This is a genomic window from Streptomyces sp. NPDC018833 (assembly GCF_044390825.1).
Classification (GTDB): Bacteria; Actinomycetota; Actinomycetes; order Streptomycetales; family Streptomycetaceae; genus Streptomyces.
Window position 1 is genome coordinate 199,412 of the sequence record NZ_JBIRZM010000007.1, and the last position, 15,675, is coordinate 215,086.

Genomic DNA, 15,675 nt, shown 5'->3' on the forward strand with positions numbered 1-15,675 from the left:
CATCGGGGCATGGATGCCACCATTCACCTCGCCCAGCAGCCCGAGGCCGACGAGTTGCTCGGCCGCAGCCCGCTCGCCGCCCTCGTCGGCATGCTGCTCGACCAGCAGATCCCCATGGAGTGGGCGTTCACCGGCCCCTTCACGATCGCGCAGCGCCTGGGCGCCGACGATCTGGACGCCGCCCAGATCGCCGCCTACGACCCGGACGCCTTCGGCGAGCTGCTCCGGCAGAAACCGGCCGTGCACCGCTACCCGGCGTCGATGGCCAAACGGGTGCAGGAGCTGTGCCAGTTCCTCGTCGACGAGTACGACGGGGACGCGAGCGCCGTGTGGCGGGACGTGCGCAGCGGCGACGAGCTGCTGGCGCGGCTGAAGGCGCTGCCCGGCTACGGCGAGCAGAAGGCGCAGATCTTCCTGGCGCTGCTGGGCAAGCAGTACGGCGTCACGCCCGAGGGGTGGCGGGAGGCGGCCGGGGCGTACGGCGAGAAGGACTCCTATCGTTCGGCGGCCGACATCACCGGCCCGGACTCGCTGGCCCGGGTGCGGGCGTACAAGCAGGAGAAGAAGGCGGCGGCCAAGGCGAAGAAGACGGCCCCGAAAAATCCCTGATGGGGGCGCACAGAGGCGGAACCAATACGTCCGGTGTCAATGGTCGGAAATGCGCCGTGAGTTGTGGCGGAAGTGTTCACAGAAACACGGATGATCGCTAACTTCCTTTCCACCAAGTTCGCACCGGGAAGGACCTCTGTGAACGCAACCCATCGCAGAGCCGCGGCCACCCTGGCCGCAGCCGCACTCGCGACCCCGCTCCTGCTGGCATCCGCTTCCCCTTCCGCAGCGCACCGTCACGACCCCGCCGACCGGGCGGCCAAGGACGCGGCGAAGCTGGCCAGGAAGCTGGTCGCCCGGGCGTCGGCCGACGACGCCTTCGCACACCTGGAGAAGTTCCAGCAGATAGCGGACTCCGCCGACGGCCACCGCGCCGCCGGTTCGCTCGGGCACGACGCATCGGCCGCGTACGTGTACCAGCAGATGAAGAAGTACGGGTACGACGTCTCGTACGAGAAGTTCGAGTTCGTCTACACGCAGACGCTGGCCGAGAAGCTGTCGGTTCTCTCGCCGTCGCCGCGCGACCTCACCATCAAGGCGATGACGTACACCAAGTCCACTCCGGTGGGCGGTGTCACGGCCGCGCTGGCCGCCGTGCCGGTGGACGACACCACCGGCTGCACCGCGAGTGACTACGCCTCCTCGACGTTCACCGGCAAGATCGCGCTGATCAAGCGCGGCGGCTGCACCTTCGCCGAGAAGCAGGCGGCCGCGGCAGGTGCCGGAGCGACCGGCGCCATCGTCTACAACAACACCGAGGGCGTGCTCTCCGGCACCCTCGGCGACAGCGCAGCCGGCAAGATCCCGACCGGCGGCATCACGCAGGCCGACGGCGAGAAGCTCGTCGCCGACCTGGCGAAGGGGCCGGTGAACGTCTCCTTCGAGATCCGCCAGCTCCAGGAGACGCGCTCCACCAACAACGTGATCGCCGAGACCCGCCACGGCAACGCGGCCAACACCGTGATGCTCGGTGCGCACCTCGACTCGGTCACGGCGGGCCCCGGGATCAACGACAACGGCTCCGGCTCGGCCGGTCTGCTCGAAGTCGCCCAGGAACTGGCCAAGAAGGAGCCGCGCCCCGCCAACAAGGTGCGCTTCGCCTGGTGGTCGGCCGAGGAGAACGGGCTGCTCGGCTCCGAGCACTACGTCGCGAACCTGAGCGACCTGGGCAAGAAGGAGATCAAGCTCTACCTGAACTTCGACATGATCGCCTCGCCCAACTACGGCGTCTTCGTCTACGACGGCGACGACTCCGACCGTGTGGGCGCGGGCCCCGGCCCTGCCGGCTCTGCCCAACTGGAGCGCGACATCAACGCGTTCCTCGACCGGAACGGCACCCCGCACGAGGGCACCGACTTCACCGGCCGTTCCGACTACGGCCCGTTCATCGAGGTGGGTATCCCCTCCGGCGGCACGTTCACGGGCGCCGAAGGCATCAAGACGCAGGCGCAGGCGGCGAAGTTCGGCGGCGAGGCGGGCGTCGCGTACGACCCGAACTACCACGCCGAGGGCGACACCATCGAGAACATCGACATGGACGCCTTCGCCATCAACATCGGCGTCATCGCCAACGCCGTCGGCACCTACGCCCACGACCTGAGTTCGCTGCGCAAGCCGGTCGAGTCCGTCCCCACGGACGGTGACGCGGGCAGCGGCGGGGGCCTGCACGACGGTCACGACCACGAGGTGACCGAGTAACAGCCCCTTGAGAGCAGGACCGGCGCGCCGCGGGAATCACCTTCTGCGGCGCGCCGTTCCGAACAGCGAGCGTGTGATCTCACGACCGAGCTGCATACCGACCGAGCGCGCCAGCGACCTGAAGACGCCGCTGCCCATGACCTGCCCGGCGAGCGACTCCTCCCGCTGCTGTCCCTTCCGCCGGGTCGGCTGCGGCTCGGCCTCCCGCGCCGCCCGCTCGGCCGCCGCCTCCGCCGCCTGCTGCTCGGCCGACAGCTTCTCGTACGCCGACGTGCGGTCCACGGCCTCGGCGTAGCGCCAGTACAGCGGCGAGGACTCGACCGCGGCGTCCAGCACGGCCGCCTCGACAGGCCCCATCAGCGACTGGGGAGCACGCGGCCGGGTGACGGCGACCGGCGTCGGCGCGCCGCCCTCGCTCAGCACGGTGACCACCGCCTCGCCCGTCCCGAGGCCGGTCAGGGCCTCCTTCAGGTCGTACGGGGAGTTCGGGAAGGTCTTCACCGTCGCCTTGAGCGCCGTGGCGTCCTCGGGCGTGAAGGCACGCAGCGCGTGCTGCACCCGGTTGCCGAGCTGGGCCAGCACATCGCCCGGCACGTCCTTGGGGGTCTGCGTGACGAAGAAGATGCGACCCCTTTCGAGCGAATCAGCCGCACGGTCTGCGTGATCGACTCCAGGAACGCCCTGGACGCCCCGTTGAACAGCAGATGCGCCTCGTCGAAGAAGAAGACCAGCTTCGGCCGGTCCAGGTCGCCGGCCTCCGGCAGATCGTGGAACAGGTCCGCCAGCAGCCACATCAGGAACGTCGAGAACAGCTGCGGCCGGTCCTGCACCGCCGGCAGCTCCAGTACGGACACGAGCCCCCGACCGTCGGCCGCGGTGCGCAGCAGGTCGGCCGTGTCGAAGGCGGGCTCGCCGAAGATGCCGGAGGCGCCCTGCTGCTCGAAGGCCGTGATCGAGCGGAGGATCACCCCGGCGGTGGCGGTCGACAGACCGCCGATCTTCTTCAGCTCCGCCCTGCCCTCGTCCGACACGAGGAAGGCGACGACGGCCCGCAGGTCCTTGAGGTCGATCAGCTCCAAGCCCTTGCTGTCGGCGTAGTGGAAGATCAGCCCGAGGGACTGCTCCTGCGTCCGGTTGAGCTGGAGCACCTTCGACAGGAGCAGCGGGCCGAAGTCGGTGACCGTGGCGCGCAGCGGGATGCCCGGGCCGATGCCGCCGAGCCCGTAGAACTCGCAGGGCAAGCCCGCGGCCGACCACCGCTGCCCCACCTGCCGGGCCCGCTGCTGGACCCGTTCGCCGCCCCGTCCGGGGGCCGAGATCCCCGACACGTCCCCCTTGATGTCGGCGAGGAAGACCGGCACGCCGTGCGCCGACAGCTGTTCGGCGATCAGCTGGAGCGTCTTGGTCTTGCCGGTGCCGGTCGCCCCGGCGACCAGGCCGTGCCGGTTGAGCATCGAGAGCGGGATGCGGATCCGCGCGCCGGGCAGGCACTGCCCGTCCCACAGCAGGGCACCCAGATCGAGCGCGGGGCCGGTGAAGGCGTACCCCGAGGCGATCTCCACAGCGGGCCGCGGAAGGGCCGCGGCGGTCCCGATCTCCTCGGCGGCGCCCTGTCGCACTGGCTCCTGCTGTCATGAGAGACCCCCGTTTCCCGCTTTGCCCAGTTTTCGACAGGATCGCACCGCCGCTCCGCAGCTGCGCCCGGAGCCTCTTGACCGGTAGGCTTTCCGTGTGATCTTCAAGCGCATCGGCAACGGGCGGCCGTATCCCGACCACGGCCGGGAAAGCACCCGACAGTGGGCGGATGTCGCGCCGCGCCCGGTCCGCCTCGATCAGCTCGTGACGACCAAGGGCCAGCTGGACCTCGAAACGCTGCTTGCCGAGGACTCGACCTTCTACGGCGACCTCTTCGCCCACGTCGTGAAGTGGCAGGGCGACCTCTACCTGGAGGACGGGCTCCACCGCGCCGTGCGCGCGGCCCTTCAGCAGCGCCAGGTGCTGCACGCCCGCGTGCTCGAGCTGGGCTGAAGCCCGCGGCGGCCGGTGCCGACTGATCCTTTCGGGGTCAAATCGGCACCGTACGGACGCAACGGACTGATCGTTTAGTAGGCATAACGACCGGGCCCCACTACGCTGCGCCCATGAGCATGCTCACTCCCCCCGGCATGGGCGGAAAGTACCGCATCACGGGCGACAAATACCCACGTATGCGACGCTCCCGGAGCCGCCGCAGAATCGTCTTTGCGGTGGTGGCCGTGGTGGTCGCACTCGGCCTGGCCGGCTGGGGGACCATGCAGCTCATCGACGCCTTCACCGGCGGCGGGAAGAAGACCACGGCGGGCGACCGGGCCCGGGACTGCGAACCCGTACCCGTCGTCTCCGCGGCGCCCCTCCCACCGAAGCCGCGCCAGGTCACGGTGAACGTCTACAACGCCACCCCGCGCAGCGGTCTGGCGAAGGCCGCGGCCGACGAGCTGAAGAAGCGCGGCTTCACCGTCGGCAAGGTGGGCAACGCGACGCCCGAGTACGACAAGAAGGTCCACGGGACCGCGGTGCTGGTCGGCGGCCCGACCGCCCACGAGGGGTACTTCAGGGTGCTGGGTACACAGCTCGCCGGCACTCAGCTCAAGACCGACACCCGCAGCACGGCGGACGTCGACCTGATCATCGGGACGGCCTTCACGACCCTGTCACCGAAGAAGGACGCGGACGTGGCCCTGGCCGCGATGGCCGAGCCCGCACCCGCGCCCTCACCTTCTTGTCGCTGAATCGGAGCAGGGCCTCCAGCCCGAGCGAGGGGGCCGAAGGGGCTCGGCGGTGCCGAAGGGGAGAACCGCCGAGGTCCCGAGGAGCGTGGGGGCAACCCCGGACGGCGTCCGCGGGAGCGTCGAGCACGATCGACCGTAGGCGCCGTCGCAGGCGTCCGATGGGATCCCCCCGGCGAAGCCAGGGGAGAACCGAGCCCCTAAACAGCGGTCCCGTACATGCGGTCGCCCGCGTCACCGAGCCCCGGAACGATGTAGCCGTGCTCGTTCAGGCGCTCGTCGACCGACGCCGTCACCACCGTCACCGGGGTGCCCGCCAGTTCGCGCTCCATCAGCTCGACGCCCTCCGGCGCCGCGAGCAGCACCACGGCGGTCACATCGTCGGCGCCACGCTTGATCAGCTCCTGGATCGCCGCGACCAGCGTGCCGCCGGTGGCCAGCATCGGGTCCAGCACGTACACCTGGCGGCCTGACAGGTCCTCCGGCATCCGGGTCGCGTACGTCGACGCCTCCAGCGTCTCCTCGTTGCGGATCATCCCGAGGAAACCGACCTCGGCGGTCGGCAGCAGCCGGACCATGCCGTCGAGCATGCCGAGGCCCGCCCGCAGGATCGGCACGACCAGGGGACGCGGATGCGACAGCTTGACGCCGGTCGTGCCCGACACCGGCGTCACGATGTCGACCTGTTCGGTGCGCACGTCCCGGGTGGCCTCGTACGCGAGCAGGGTGACCAGCTCGTCGGCGAGGCGCCGGAAGGTCGGGGAGTCGGTGCGCCGGTCGCGCAGCGTGGTGAGTTTGTGCGCCACCAACGGGTGGTCGACGACGTGGATCCGCATGGGCCCCACAGTAGCCCGCACTCGCATCAACGGGGGTATCGGAGGGAAGGTGGTGGGGTACCCCCGGGCCGCAGGCACGAGGGCATACGGAGCACTCGTGGGGTGGTGTGACCGATGGCGGATCCCGAGCCGGAGCGCGACGAGGAGCCGGAGACCGACGCGGAGCGCCGCAGGCGACGCGCCCAGTTCCTGCGCGAGCTGAACGAGGCGAAGGCACTGCGCGACCGGGTGCAGCCACGACGGGCCCGCGCGGCCCGGATGCGCCAGCAGATGCGTATGCGGACGTTCCGCTGGTGACCCCTCGGGGTTCCCCCAGGAGCCGGCCTCACAGAACTGGTGGCCGACGCAACGACGGAAGACCTCTCGCAACGCGGATGTTTCTGCCACGATGCCGATTGGCGGGGCAGACATCAGCGCACCGCCGGTCGTCACACCTCTGATCAGTGGGAGAGTCACGGTGTACTTCGCCGCACTGCTCGCGCGCACTCAAGACGGGTGGCAAGCGAGCGACACAGAGCTCGACGATGTGGAGACCCTGTCGGATCTGACCGACCTGGCCCGCGAGGCCTCGGTGGACGAGGACACGGTGCTCGTCTTCATCGAGCAGGAGGACGCCTGGTTCGGCATCATCCGCGTCGAGGGCGAGGAGGACCCTCGCATCTTCGTCTCGGACGCGGCCACGGCCGCACGCTCCTCCTATGGGGAGATCCTGACCAACGAACTGCTCGGCCGGGACGATGACGACCCTGCCGACGACCTGGACGCCCTGGACCTCGACGGCACCGAGGACGGGGAGACACAAGTGGACGACGAGGACACGGCCGACGACGGCGCACTGGGGAGCGGCGACACCGTCCCTGCCGGGCCGGTCGGCGACCGCGAGATCCTGATGGACCTCGGACTCGGTGAGAAGGAGTTGCTGGCGCTGGACACGGACGCGCTGCTGGAGATCGCCGAAGCGCTCGGCGCGGGCGAGGTCCTGGAGACCGTGCGCTGACGATCACGTGATGGAAGACCCGAACGACCCCGTACGCGGCCCCTGGCAGGCGCCCATGCGTCTCGCGCTCGAGGAGGCCGAGCGCGCGGCGCTGACCGGTGATGTGCCGGTCGGCGCACTCGTCCTGGCCGCGGACGGCACGGTCCTGGCCACGGGCCACAACGAACGCGAGGCGACGGGCGATCCGACGGCGCACGCCGAGGTGCTGGCGATCCGCCGGGCGGCCGCCCGTCTCGGCGCGTGGCGGCTGACCGGCTGCACGCTCGTCGTGACGCTGGAGCCGTGCACGATGTGCGCCGGCGCGATCGTGCAGTCCCGCGTGGACCGTGTGGTCTACGGCGCCCGCGACGAGAAGGCGGGCGCGGCCGGTTCGCTGTGGGACGTGGTGCGCGACCGGCGGCTCAACCACCGGCCCGAGGTGGTGCTCGGCGTGCTGGAACGCGAGTGCTCGACCCAGTTGACGGCCTTCTTCCGGGACCGCCCCACAGGCGGCTGACGCGCGGCCGGCAGCTGCCCGGATACTGATTTCGGCGTACGGGCCACCTTGGGCTAAGCTCTCTCCCGGTAGCGTGTCCGAGCGGCCGAAGGAGCTCGCCTCGAAAGCGAGTGTGGCGCAAGTCACCGAGGGTTCAAATCCCTCCGCTACCGCAGGTAGACGAAGGGCCCGGTCCGTTGGACCGGGCCCTTCGTGATCTTCCGTCTCGGTTCTCGTCTCAGTTGACCCCCAGTGCAAGGAAATCCGCTGACAGCGCGACCCTGAGGACCTCTACTCTTGTGCGTGGATCGTGACTGGATGCGTCAGCGCCTTGAGGAGTTCGACGAGCTGGGAGCCAAGTATCGGGCTTCCATTCCGCGCGACAGGCGGTCGGGGGATGCGTCGCTCCGTGGGGAGCTGCGCACGGCAGAACCAACACTCAGGGGTGGGCTCCGGAGATGCGCGAGGTGGCCCACGCCCTTGACGAGGTGGACCTGCCTTCGGAGCTCGCGACAGCCTCAGCCGCGGTCATGGAGTTTTGGAGCGACTCTAAAGACAACCCTCCAGAGGTCGAGCAGGCACTCGCTGCGTTGCACAGGCGAGCAGGCAGCAGGGGCGCAGAGCTAACGGGCGAGAGCTGACAGTGCGGACATCGCTTCCGCGGCGTCCTCCACCACCACGTCGGGGCTGCGCACATCTGTGGGCACTGTTGGCCGGCAGCGATCCATATGGTGCGCAACCCCGCAGCTCTTCCCCCCTCAATGTCGGTCGCCGGGTTGTCGCCGATCATCCATCCACCAGCGCTAGATCGGCGCCGCACCGTGCGGCAGCCGCCTCGAAGAGCTTCCGTGACGGCTTCCGGGCTCCCGCTTCCTCGGAGACGCACACCCCGTGGAAGAGCGGAGCAAGCCCAGTCCTCTCCAGCGTGGCCCGCTGTATGTCACTGGCTCCGTTCGTCGCCACCCCGAGAACCCAGCCTTCGCGCCTCAGCGTGTGCAAGCCACCAAGCGCGGCGGGGACACACCGTGCGGCCCGAGCCATCCCCTCTACGTACTCGCGCCACAGGTCCCCCGTCGAGTCGCGCAGCCCAAGGGCCTCCCTTGGTCCCTCGAAGTCCGCTGGATGCGCCCGATCCCGCAGCTGGTCACCAATGATCAGCGCGGCGTCAGACGGAAGGGCTCGCTAGTCGGCGAAGCCGCGGGCCCACTCTGACAGGGCCCGCTGCCTGTCGATCAGAGTGTTGTCCAGGTCGAAGACTGCTTGCACACAAGGAAGATGCGTCGGCGAAACTCATGCCGAACTGGCCAGCCTTCTCGGCGCTGCCCGCCGTCTCTGTGACCGCGAAGCATTGCCCAAAGTGAGTGCCCAGCACGCCAGCGCTGGTAGACGATGGGGGGATGGATCAAGGACAGGGGTTTTGAAAGTCCCCGCACTGCACCCACGGGCGTTGACGGCCGCCCACCCAAGCACGGCCCGCGAGCGGCCAGCGCCGACCGCGCACCCCTCGTCGCTCACCGAAGCCGACCGTCACGAGTTCTGCGTTTGACGACGGCAGGGCACGGGGCTGCACTGGATTCATGGACGCTGCGGCGACTCTGCCCTAGGGAGAGCAGCGATGACAACCATGGAAACGTTCAACCTTCTGCAGCCGTACAAGATCGCCGAGGAGACGTTCGTCATCCCATGGGCCCTCGAGGCCCCGCCGGTCGGCCACTTCCCTATGAACTCGATGGTGATCCGGGGAGCCGAACCGGTCCTCGTGGACACCGGGGCGCCCGCGGTGCGCTCCCAGTGGCTGGAGGCAGCCTGGTCCGTCGTGGACCCCCTGGACGTACGGTGGATCTTCCTCACCCACGACGACCGCGACCACGCCGGCAACCTCCTGCCGGTCCTCGCGGAATGCCCGAACGCGACCTTGCTGACGACATGGTTCTCCATCGGCCGCATGGCCGAGGAGTGGGAGACTCCCATCAACCGGTGCCGCTTCATGACCGACGGCGACACGATCGACGAGGGCGACCGCACCCTGGTCGCCAAGCGACCGCCCCTGTACGACAACCCCACAACCCGCGCCCTCTTCGACCCGAAGGCAAACGTCCTGTGGGCCGTCGACACCTTCGCCACGAACGTGCCGACCCCTGTGCCCGAAATGGCGACGCTGTCCCCACACGAATTCCGCGACGGCCAGTTCTTCGGCGGAAGCCTGGTCTCCCCCTGGGTCGCCTTGCTGGACGCCCAAAAGTTCGGGACGGTCGTCACCGACTTCCAACACCTGAACGCCGAGGTCATCGCCGGCTGCCACTGCCCGGTCCTCCGCGGCCCCCAAATCCCCGAGGCCTACGACCTCCTCCGCCAGCTCCCCGGAATCCCACCGTGGGCAGAGTTCACCCAGGCCGACCTGGACCAGTGGATGGCGGTTGCCGAGAGTTCGGTTCCGCCGGAGCAGCCGCGGCCTTCGGGGACGTGAGCGGCGCTGCCGCGCGGCGTTGGGACCTGCTGCACTCCGGCGCCTACGACCAGAAACCTGCCGCACGTGATGGAGTCCAGCGATCCAGAGGATCTTCCCTGGGCCTTCCGAGAAGGCCCGACCATCCGCTTCGAGCTGCGGGTACCCAAGGACGAGACCCACCACTGGTTCGGCTGGGCGAAGGCCAATTTGCCTGCGAACGCCTTCCAGTCGCTCGGCGTACCGGTCTGGACGCCAGACAATCCCTCCTATGTCAGTCCCCGGCTTGCTCGCTGACCAGCAGGAACAGACCTCGAAAGCGAGTGTGGCGCAAGTCACCGAGGGTTCAAATCCCTCCGCTACCACTCTTGTCGAAGGGCCCCGCCACCCCAGGGACGCTGTTGGTTAATTCGGGCCTGTGCGTGACGTCGGCTCCCGAGACCCGGTTGTGGTCTTGGGAGCCGACGTTGTCGTTTGGGGAGGGTGTCGATGTCGATGCAGCCGAGTGGGCCGGGTGAGATTCCGGCGGAGACGGTGCGGGTGGCTCGGGCGGCCTTCCGTAAGGGGAGTCTGGCGATCCGTGTCCGGGATGAGCTGGGTTCTCTGTTCACGGATGAGGAGTTCGCGGATCTGTTTCCGGTGCGGGGGAAGCCTGCCTGGTCGCCGGGCCGTCTCGCGTTGGTGCTCGTGTTGCAGTTCGTGGAAGGGCTCACCGACCGGCAGGCCGCAGAAGCTGTGCGGGCGAGGATCGACTTCAAATACGCGCTCGGGCTGGAGCTTGACGATCCGGGCTTCGACTTCTCGGTGCTCTCGGAGTTCCGGGACCGTCTGGTGGAGGCGGATGCCGGACGGCGGGTGCTGGACGGCATCCTGGTCGCGGCCCGGGAGAAGAACTTGCTGGTCACGGACGGGAAGGCCCGCACCGACTCCACGCACGTCTTGTCGTCGGCACGGCAGCTGAACTGGCTGGAGCTGGTCGCGGAGACGCTGCGCTCGGCGCTGAACGCGCTGGCCCAGGCCGCCCCCGACTGGCTGATGAGTGTCGCGGAGCCGGACTGGTTCCGGCACTACGCGACCCGGGCTGAGGACTCCCGGTTCCCGAAGGCTCGCGCCAAGCGGGACGAGGTGGGCCTGCGGATCGGCAGGGACGGGATGAGGCTGCTGGAAGCGGTTTTCGCTCCCGGTGCACCGCACCAGCTTCGCGCGCTCGATGAGGTGGAGATCCTGCGGCAGGTCTGGGTCCAGCACTTCCACCTGGTGGAGGGCGAGGTGATGCGGCGGGACCCAAAAGACCGGCCGCCGGGCGCGACGCGCCTGGTCACCCCCTATGACACCGAGCCCCGCGGCAGCCTCAATCGCGACACCATGTGGGACGGATACAAAGTCCACCTCACCGAGACCTGCGACAACGACGCCCCGAACCTGATCACGAACGTGGCCACCACCGAGGCCACCGTCCCCGACAGCGTGATGAGCGGGCCGGTCCATGAGGGGCTGGCCGCGCGACACTGTCTTCCGGGCGAGCACTGGGTGGACGCCGGATACCCCACCGCCGGCCAGGTCGTCGCCGCCCGCCGGGACCACGGGATCGCCCTGCACGGGCCGATGGCCGCCAACACCGCCGCTTCGGCCGACGGCCCGTTCGGGCAGGATGTGTTCACCATCGACTGGGACGGCGAGCAGGTGACCTGCCCGAACGGGACCACCAGCACCCAGTGGCACCACCGGCACTCACAGCAGGGCCTGCCCGTCATCCGGGTCCGCTTCAGCCCCGCCGACTGCCGTGCCTGCCCCCACCTGCGCGACTGCGTGAACTCGCCCAAAGCCGAACGCCGCGAGCTCAACCTGCGCCACCGCGACGAACACGAAGTCGTCCAGGCGGCCCGAGCCGAGCAGCGGACCGACACCTGGAAGGACCGCTACAAGATCCGAGCCGGAGTCGAGGGCACCATCTCCCAAGGCGTCCAGCGCTGCGGCCTGCGCAGATCCCGCTACCGCGGCCTCGCGAAGACCAGCCTCCACCACCGACTCACCGGCGCCGCCATCAACCTCGCCCGCATCGACGCCCACCTCACCGGCACAGCCCGGGCCCGCACCCGCACCAGCCACTTCGCAGCACTTTGCCCCGCCGAGCTGACGCTCGACGGGGCAAAAAGGGCCCGAATTAACCAACAGCGTCCGACACCACCGGGGCCCTTCGTGCATGGTCCGTGACCCGGGTGGCCGGAAAACAAGCCTCGGTTAGACTCACGCGACGCAGAGGCAGGGACAGGGCCGGCAGGGGAGACAGGGGCCGAGGGTGGAAGCGAAGAAGATCGCTCTTTACATAGTCGTGGTCTTTGTCCTGTACACGATCATCACCTCTCCGGAAAAGGCCGCCGACCTGGTCGGGATAGGGTTCGAGGGCATATCGGACGCCGCCCAGGGTGTCGGACATTTCATGACCGAGCTCGTCAACTAGACCGGCGCGCATCCCCCGCTCAGATCCCAGGCCCCAGGAGTGCCCCTTGATCCGCCATCTGGTCCTCTTCAAGCTCAACGAAGGCGTCGACCGCGACGAGCCGCGTGTGCTCGCCGGCGTGAAGGCCTTCCAGGAGCTGGACGGGCTCGTTCCGGAGCTTGAGTTCTGGGAGTGCGCCTGGAACATCACCGACCGGCCCATCGCGTACGACTTCGCCATCAACTCCGCCGTGGCCGACAGCGACGCACTCAAGCGCTACATCGAGCACCCGGCCCACCAGGCGGCCGCCGCGCAGTGGCGTGAGTTCGCCACCTGGGTGATCGCGGACTACGAGTTCTGAGCGCCCCCGCACCCCCGAACCCCTCGCCGTGACGGCGAGGGGTTCCTGTGTTTTGCGGCTCATCGGACGCCAACCCGCCGTCAACACGGTGTTATCGGGTGCTTGCACACAGTGGACATGTCTTGTGATGCTATGACCGCTTTTGACGAATGAGTTGACCGAAATCGACCGCAAAGGGGTGGCGTGACCGTGCCGGCCAGTACTGCGCCTCAAGTGCCACCCCAGAACGAGCGGCCGGACGAGACCCCCGCTGCCGCCGCCAGGCCGCCGGGCAGGGGCGCCGACACCAGGGCTCTCACCCAGGTCCTCTTCGGCCGCCTCAAGACGCTGGAGCCGGGCAGCACGGAGCACGCCCGGGTGCGCTCGGCGCTCATCGAGGCCAACCTGCCGCTGGTCCGGTACGCCGCCGCCCGTTTTCGCTCCCGCAACGAGCCGATGGAGGACGTCGTCCAGGTCGGCACGATCGGGCTGATCAACGCGATCGACCGGTTCGACCCGGACCGGGGCGTGCAGTTCCCGACCTTCGCGATGCCGACGGTCGTCGGCGAGATCAAGCGCTACTTCCGCGACAACGTCCGCACCGTGCACGTGCCGCGCCGGCTCCACGAGCTGTGGGTCCAGGTCAACGGCGCCACGGAGGACCTCACGACGGCCCACGGCCGCTCCCCCACGACCGCGGAGATCGCCGAACGGCTGAAGATCGGCGAGGACGAGGTACTCGCCTGCATCGAGGCCGGCCGCTCGTACCACGCCACGTCGCTCGAGGCGGCGCAGGAGGGCGACGGGATGCCCGGCCTGCTCGACCGGCTCGGCTACGAGGACCCGGCGCTGGCCGGCGTCGAACACCGCGATCTCGTACGGCACCTGCTCGTCCAGCTGCCGGAGCGCGAGCAGCGGATCCTGATGCTCCGTTACTACAGCAACCTGACGCAGTCCCAGATCAGCCAGGAACTGGGCGTCTCGCAGATGCATGTGTCAAGGCTGCTGGCCCGAAGTTTCGCGCGGCTTCGATCCGCAAACAGGATCGAAGCGTAAGCAGAACGGGTAGACCGCTCCCGACTTCCTGAAGGTCACTCAAAAGCCTTACCCCTCTGGCTTCCTGGGGATTTTCACCCGATACTTATCGACATGTCACTACAGCGTGTTGCCGACATGTGACATTCTGCGGGAACCGCGTTTGCCGCAGGCCCGCCGCCGGTATTCAGGTGGAGGCTGCGTTCCTCAGTCGGTCGTGGCCACCGCGACCGTCCGCGACCTCAAGGGGGTGGCATGTCCGCAGAACAGGGCAGCTCGAAGGTGCTCACGCGTGCGCCCGGCGCACCCGCACCCGTCGTGTCCGACAGCTCGGAAGCCATCGACACCCGCACTCTGTCCCGCTCCCTGTTCCTGCGGCTGCGCGCGCTGGACAGCGAGGGGGCGGCCGACGACAGCCCGGAGCGCACCTATGTGCGCGACACGCTCATCGAGCTCAACCTCCCCCTCGTGCGGTACGCGGCTGCCCGGTTCCGCAGCCGCAACGAGCCGATGGAGGACATCGTCCAGGTCGGCACGATCGGGCTGATCAAGGCGATCGACCGCTTCGACTGCGAACGGGGCGTGGAATTCCCGACGTTCGCGATGCCGACGGTCGTCGGTGAGATCAAGCGCTTCTTCCGTGACACGTCGTGGTCGGTGCGGGTGCCGCGCCGGCTCCAGGAGCTGCGGCTCGCGCTCACCAAGGCCAGCGACGAGCTGTCCCAGAAGCTCGATCGCTCCCCGACCGTGCCCGAACTGGCCGCGGTGCTCGGCGTGTCGGAGGAGGACGTGGTCGACGGCCTCGCCGTGGGCAACGCCTACACGGCCTCGTCGCTCGACTCCCCCTCGCCCGAGGACGACGGCGGCGAGGGCTCCCTCGCCGACCGCCTCGGCTACGAGGACAGTGCGCTGGAGGGCGTCGAGTACCGCGAGTCCCTCAAGCCGCTGCTGGCCAAACTGCCGCCCAGGGAGCGGCAGATCATCATGCTGCGCTTCTTCGCCAATATGACGCAGTCGCAGATCGGCGAGGAGGTCGGGATCTCGCAGATGCATGTGTCCCGCCTGCTGACGCGCACGCTGGCGCAACTGCGCGAGGGTCTCATCGCGGACTGAGCGGCACGAAAGCCGTCTTTGCTCTTCTGCATTGACGCCCCGTCAGCGACACTGCCGCCATGCGGCGACGTCGACGGACCGGGATCGTCGCGGTGGCGCTCTGCCTCGGCGGAGCGCTGACCGCATGCTCAGGCAGCAATGGCGACGGGCGGGTACCGCTCGGCGCGGCGGGCTCCGGCCCGTCGCCGACCGCCGCGGTCCCGCCCGAGGGCGGGGTCGTGCTGGTCCCCCTGGACGATCCGGACTCTTCCGCTGCGCCGCGGACTTCCAGCGGCGCGCCGGCCGCTCCGCCGCTCCACGACGTGCCCCCGCGGAGCGGGACGCCACCCGCCGCCGAGGCGCCCGCCGCGGGCCCGGGCGACCCGCCGGACGCTCCGAGCGGTCCCGGCGGCGACACCGACGCCCCGCCCGCCGGACCGGCCCCCGCGCCGACGCCTGCGCCGCCGTCGAGCCGCCCCGCACCCTCGGCGGGCCCCGCCCTGCTCCAGCTCACGGAACCGGTCCGCGAGGCGCTGGACCAGCGCTGGTGCGAGCGGGTCACCGTGGAGTTCCGCAATACCGGTGGAAGGCCGGCGTCTTCGGGCACGGTCCAATTCGCCACGCACGTCATCGGCGCGCTCGGGATCGACTGGGGCACCATCGAGTCCACACAGCCGCTGCCCGCGCCGATCGCGCCCGGGGCCGTACGGAAGAAGGCGTACACGGTGTGCGTCGATGCGTGGCGGGTGCCGCTCGGGATGCACATCGAGACGCAGGACGTCACGGCCGAGTGGAAGTGAGGGCCGGCGTGGGGGCGCGCCTGGGCGTCCCGGGGTGATGACGGGGGCACGGGGCCCCGTTCGCCCCGGTGAGTCGGCTCTAGTCCAGGAGCAGTTCGTACGGCCCCTCGGTCCCGTCGTCGCACGCCCGGACGCCGCCACC

The 15,675-nt window shown here is 69.3% G+C and carries 18 protein-coding genes, 1 tRNA gene and 1 pseudogene; 16 read left to right on the forward strand and 4 right to left on the reverse strand.

Annotation, left to right across the window (positions count from 1 at the left end; translation table 11 throughout):
- Positions 1-9: 9 nt before the first annotated feature.
- A complete protein-coding gene (locus tag ACH5AF_RS17125) occupies positions 10-609 on the forward strand; it encodes an HhH-GPD-type base excision DNA repair protein (protein WP_398902461.1) in 600 nt (199 codons plus the stop codon).
- 138 nt (positions 610-747) lie between these two features.
- Positions 748-2,307, forward strand: coding sequence for a M28 family metallopeptidase (locus ACH5AF_RS17130; protein WP_398902462.1), 1,560 nt, complete (start codon positions 748-750; stop codon positions 2,305-2,307).
- Positions 2,308-2,343: 36 nt separating this feature from the next.
- Here ACH5AF_RS17130 and ACH5AF_RS17135 read toward each other — a convergent pair.
- Positions 2,344-3,926, reverse strand: a pseudogene (locus tag ACH5AF_RS17135) (helicase HerA-like domain-containing protein).
- Between the two features lie 112 nt (positions 3,927-4,038).
- On the opposite strand from ACH5AF_RS17135, the gene ACH5AF_RS17140 reads away from it, so the two are divergent.
- Positions 4,039-4,335, forward strand: a complete 297-nt coding sequence (locus ACH5AF_RS17140) for a type II toxin-antitoxin system VapB family antitoxin (RefSeq protein WP_003955420.1) — start codon at positions 4,039-4,041, stop codon at positions 4,333-4,335.
- Positions 4,336-4,448: 113 nt separating this feature from the next.
- Entirely contained in the window at positions 4,449-5,075 is a 627-nt protein-coding gene (locus tag ACH5AF_RS17145; RefSeq protein ID WP_398902463.1) for a LytR C-terminal domain-containing protein, read from the forward strand.
- Positions 5,076-5,272: 197 nt separating this feature from the next.
- Here ACH5AF_RS17145 and upp read toward each other — a convergent pair whose 3' ends face one another.
- Entirely contained in the window at positions 5,273-5,908 is a 636-nt protein-coding gene (upp, locus tag ACH5AF_RS17150) for a uracil phosphoribosyltransferase (RefSeq protein WP_215186605.1), read from the reverse strand.
- Between the two features lie 114 nt (positions 5,909-6,022).
- On the opposite strand from upp, the gene ACH5AF_RS17155 reads away from it, so the two are divergent.
- From ACH5AF_RS17155 to ACH5AF_RS17170, 4 genes are all read left to right on the forward strand, one after another.
- A complete protein-coding gene (locus ACH5AF_RS17155; protein WP_398902464.1) occupies positions 6,023-6,205 on the forward strand; it encodes a hypothetical protein in 183 nt (60 codons plus the stop codon).
- 160 nt (positions 6,206-6,365) lie between these two features.
- Positions 6,366-6,905 carry a hypothetical protein gene (locus ACH5AF_RS17160; RefSeq protein ID WP_398902465.1) on the forward strand — a complete coding sequence of 180 codons (540 nt, stop codon included), beginning with the start codon at positions 6,366-6,368 and terminating at the stop codon, positions 6,903-6,905.
- Between the two features lie 10 nt (positions 6,906-6,915).
- On the forward strand, positions 6,916-7,401 hold the full coding sequence (gene tadA, locus ACH5AF_RS17165; protein WP_398902466.1) for a tRNA adenosine(34) deaminase TadA: 486 nt from the start codon (positions 6,916-6,918) through the stop codon (positions 7,399-7,401).
- 67 nt (positions 7,402-7,468) lie between these two features.
- A tRNA-Ser gene (locus tag ACH5AF_RS17170) sits at positions 7,469-7,553 on the forward strand.
- 266 nt (positions 7,554-7,819) lie between these two features.
- Here the strand turns inward: ACH5AF_RS17170 and ACH5AF_RS17175 are convergent.
- Together ACH5AF_RS17175 and ACH5AF_RS17180 are read right to left on the reverse strand one after the other, a co-directional pair.
- The gene (locus tag ACH5AF_RS17175; RefSeq protein ID WP_398902467.1) at positions 7,820-8,170 is read right to left on the reverse strand and encodes an HAD hydrolase-like protein; all 351 of its coding nucleotides are present in this window, start codon (positions 8,168-8,170) and stop codon (positions 7,820-7,822) included.
- A complete protein-coding gene (locus ACH5AF_RS17180; RefSeq protein ID WP_398902468.1) occupies positions 8,167-8,421 on the reverse strand; it encodes an HAD family hydrolase in 255 nt (84 codons plus the stop codon). Before ACH5AF_RS17180 ends, ACH5AF_RS17175 begins: the two co-directional genes overlap by 4 nt.
- 574 nt (positions 8,422-8,995) lie before the next feature.
- Between ACH5AF_RS17180 and ACH5AF_RS17185 the strand changes: the two genes are divergently transcribed.
- From ACH5AF_RS17185 to ACH5AF_RS17220, 8 genes are all read left to right on the forward strand, one after another.
- Positions 8,996-9,847, forward strand: coding sequence for an MBL fold metallo-hydrolase (locus tag ACH5AF_RS17185; RefSeq protein ID WP_398902469.1), 852 nt, complete (start codon positions 8,996-8,998; stop codon positions 9,845-9,847).
- Positions 9,848-9,913: 66 nt separating this feature from the next.
- Positions 9,914-10,123, forward strand: coding sequence for a hypothetical protein (locus ACH5AF_RS17190; RefSeq protein ID WP_398902470.1), 210 nt, complete (start codon positions 9,914-9,916; stop codon positions 10,121-10,123).
- Positions 10,124-10,315: 192 nt separating this feature from the next.
- On the forward strand, positions 10,316-12,040 hold the full coding sequence (locus ACH5AF_RS17195) for an IS1182 family transposase (RefSeq protein WP_398902471.1): 1,725 nt from the start codon (positions 10,316-10,318) through the stop codon (positions 12,038-12,040).
- Between the two features lie 85 nt (positions 12,041-12,125).
- Positions 12,126-12,287 (forward strand): hypothetical protein, encoded by a 162-nt coding sequence (locus ACH5AF_RS17200; RefSeq protein WP_398902472.1) that lies wholly within the window; start codon positions 12,126-12,128, stop codon positions 12,285-12,287.
- 46 nt (positions 12,288-12,333) lie between these two features.
- A complete protein-coding gene (locus ACH5AF_RS17205) occupies positions 12,334-12,627 on the forward strand; it encodes a Dabb family protein (protein ID WP_398902473.1) in 294 nt (97 codons plus the stop codon).
- A 189-nt stretch (positions 12,628-12,816) separates the two neighbouring features.
- Positions 12,817-13,662 carry an RNA polymerase sigma factor SigF gene (locus tag ACH5AF_RS17210; RefSeq protein WP_398902474.1) on the forward strand — a complete coding sequence of 282 codons (846 nt, stop codon included), beginning with the start codon at positions 12,817-12,819 and terminating at the stop codon, positions 13,660-13,662.
- Between the two features lie 234 nt (positions 13,663-13,896).
- Positions 13,897-14,754 (forward strand): RNA polymerase sigma factor SigF, encoded by an 858-nt coding sequence (locus tag ACH5AF_RS17215; RefSeq protein WP_215186686.1) that lies wholly within the window; start codon positions 13,897-13,899, stop codon positions 14,752-14,754.
- 59 nt (positions 14,755-14,813) lie between these two features.
- Positions 14,814-15,533 (forward strand): hypothetical protein, encoded by a 720-nt coding sequence (locus ACH5AF_RS17220; RefSeq protein ID WP_398902475.1) that lies wholly within the window; start codon positions 14,814-14,816, stop codon positions 15,531-15,533.
- Positions 15,534-15,675 lie beyond the last annotated feature (142 nt).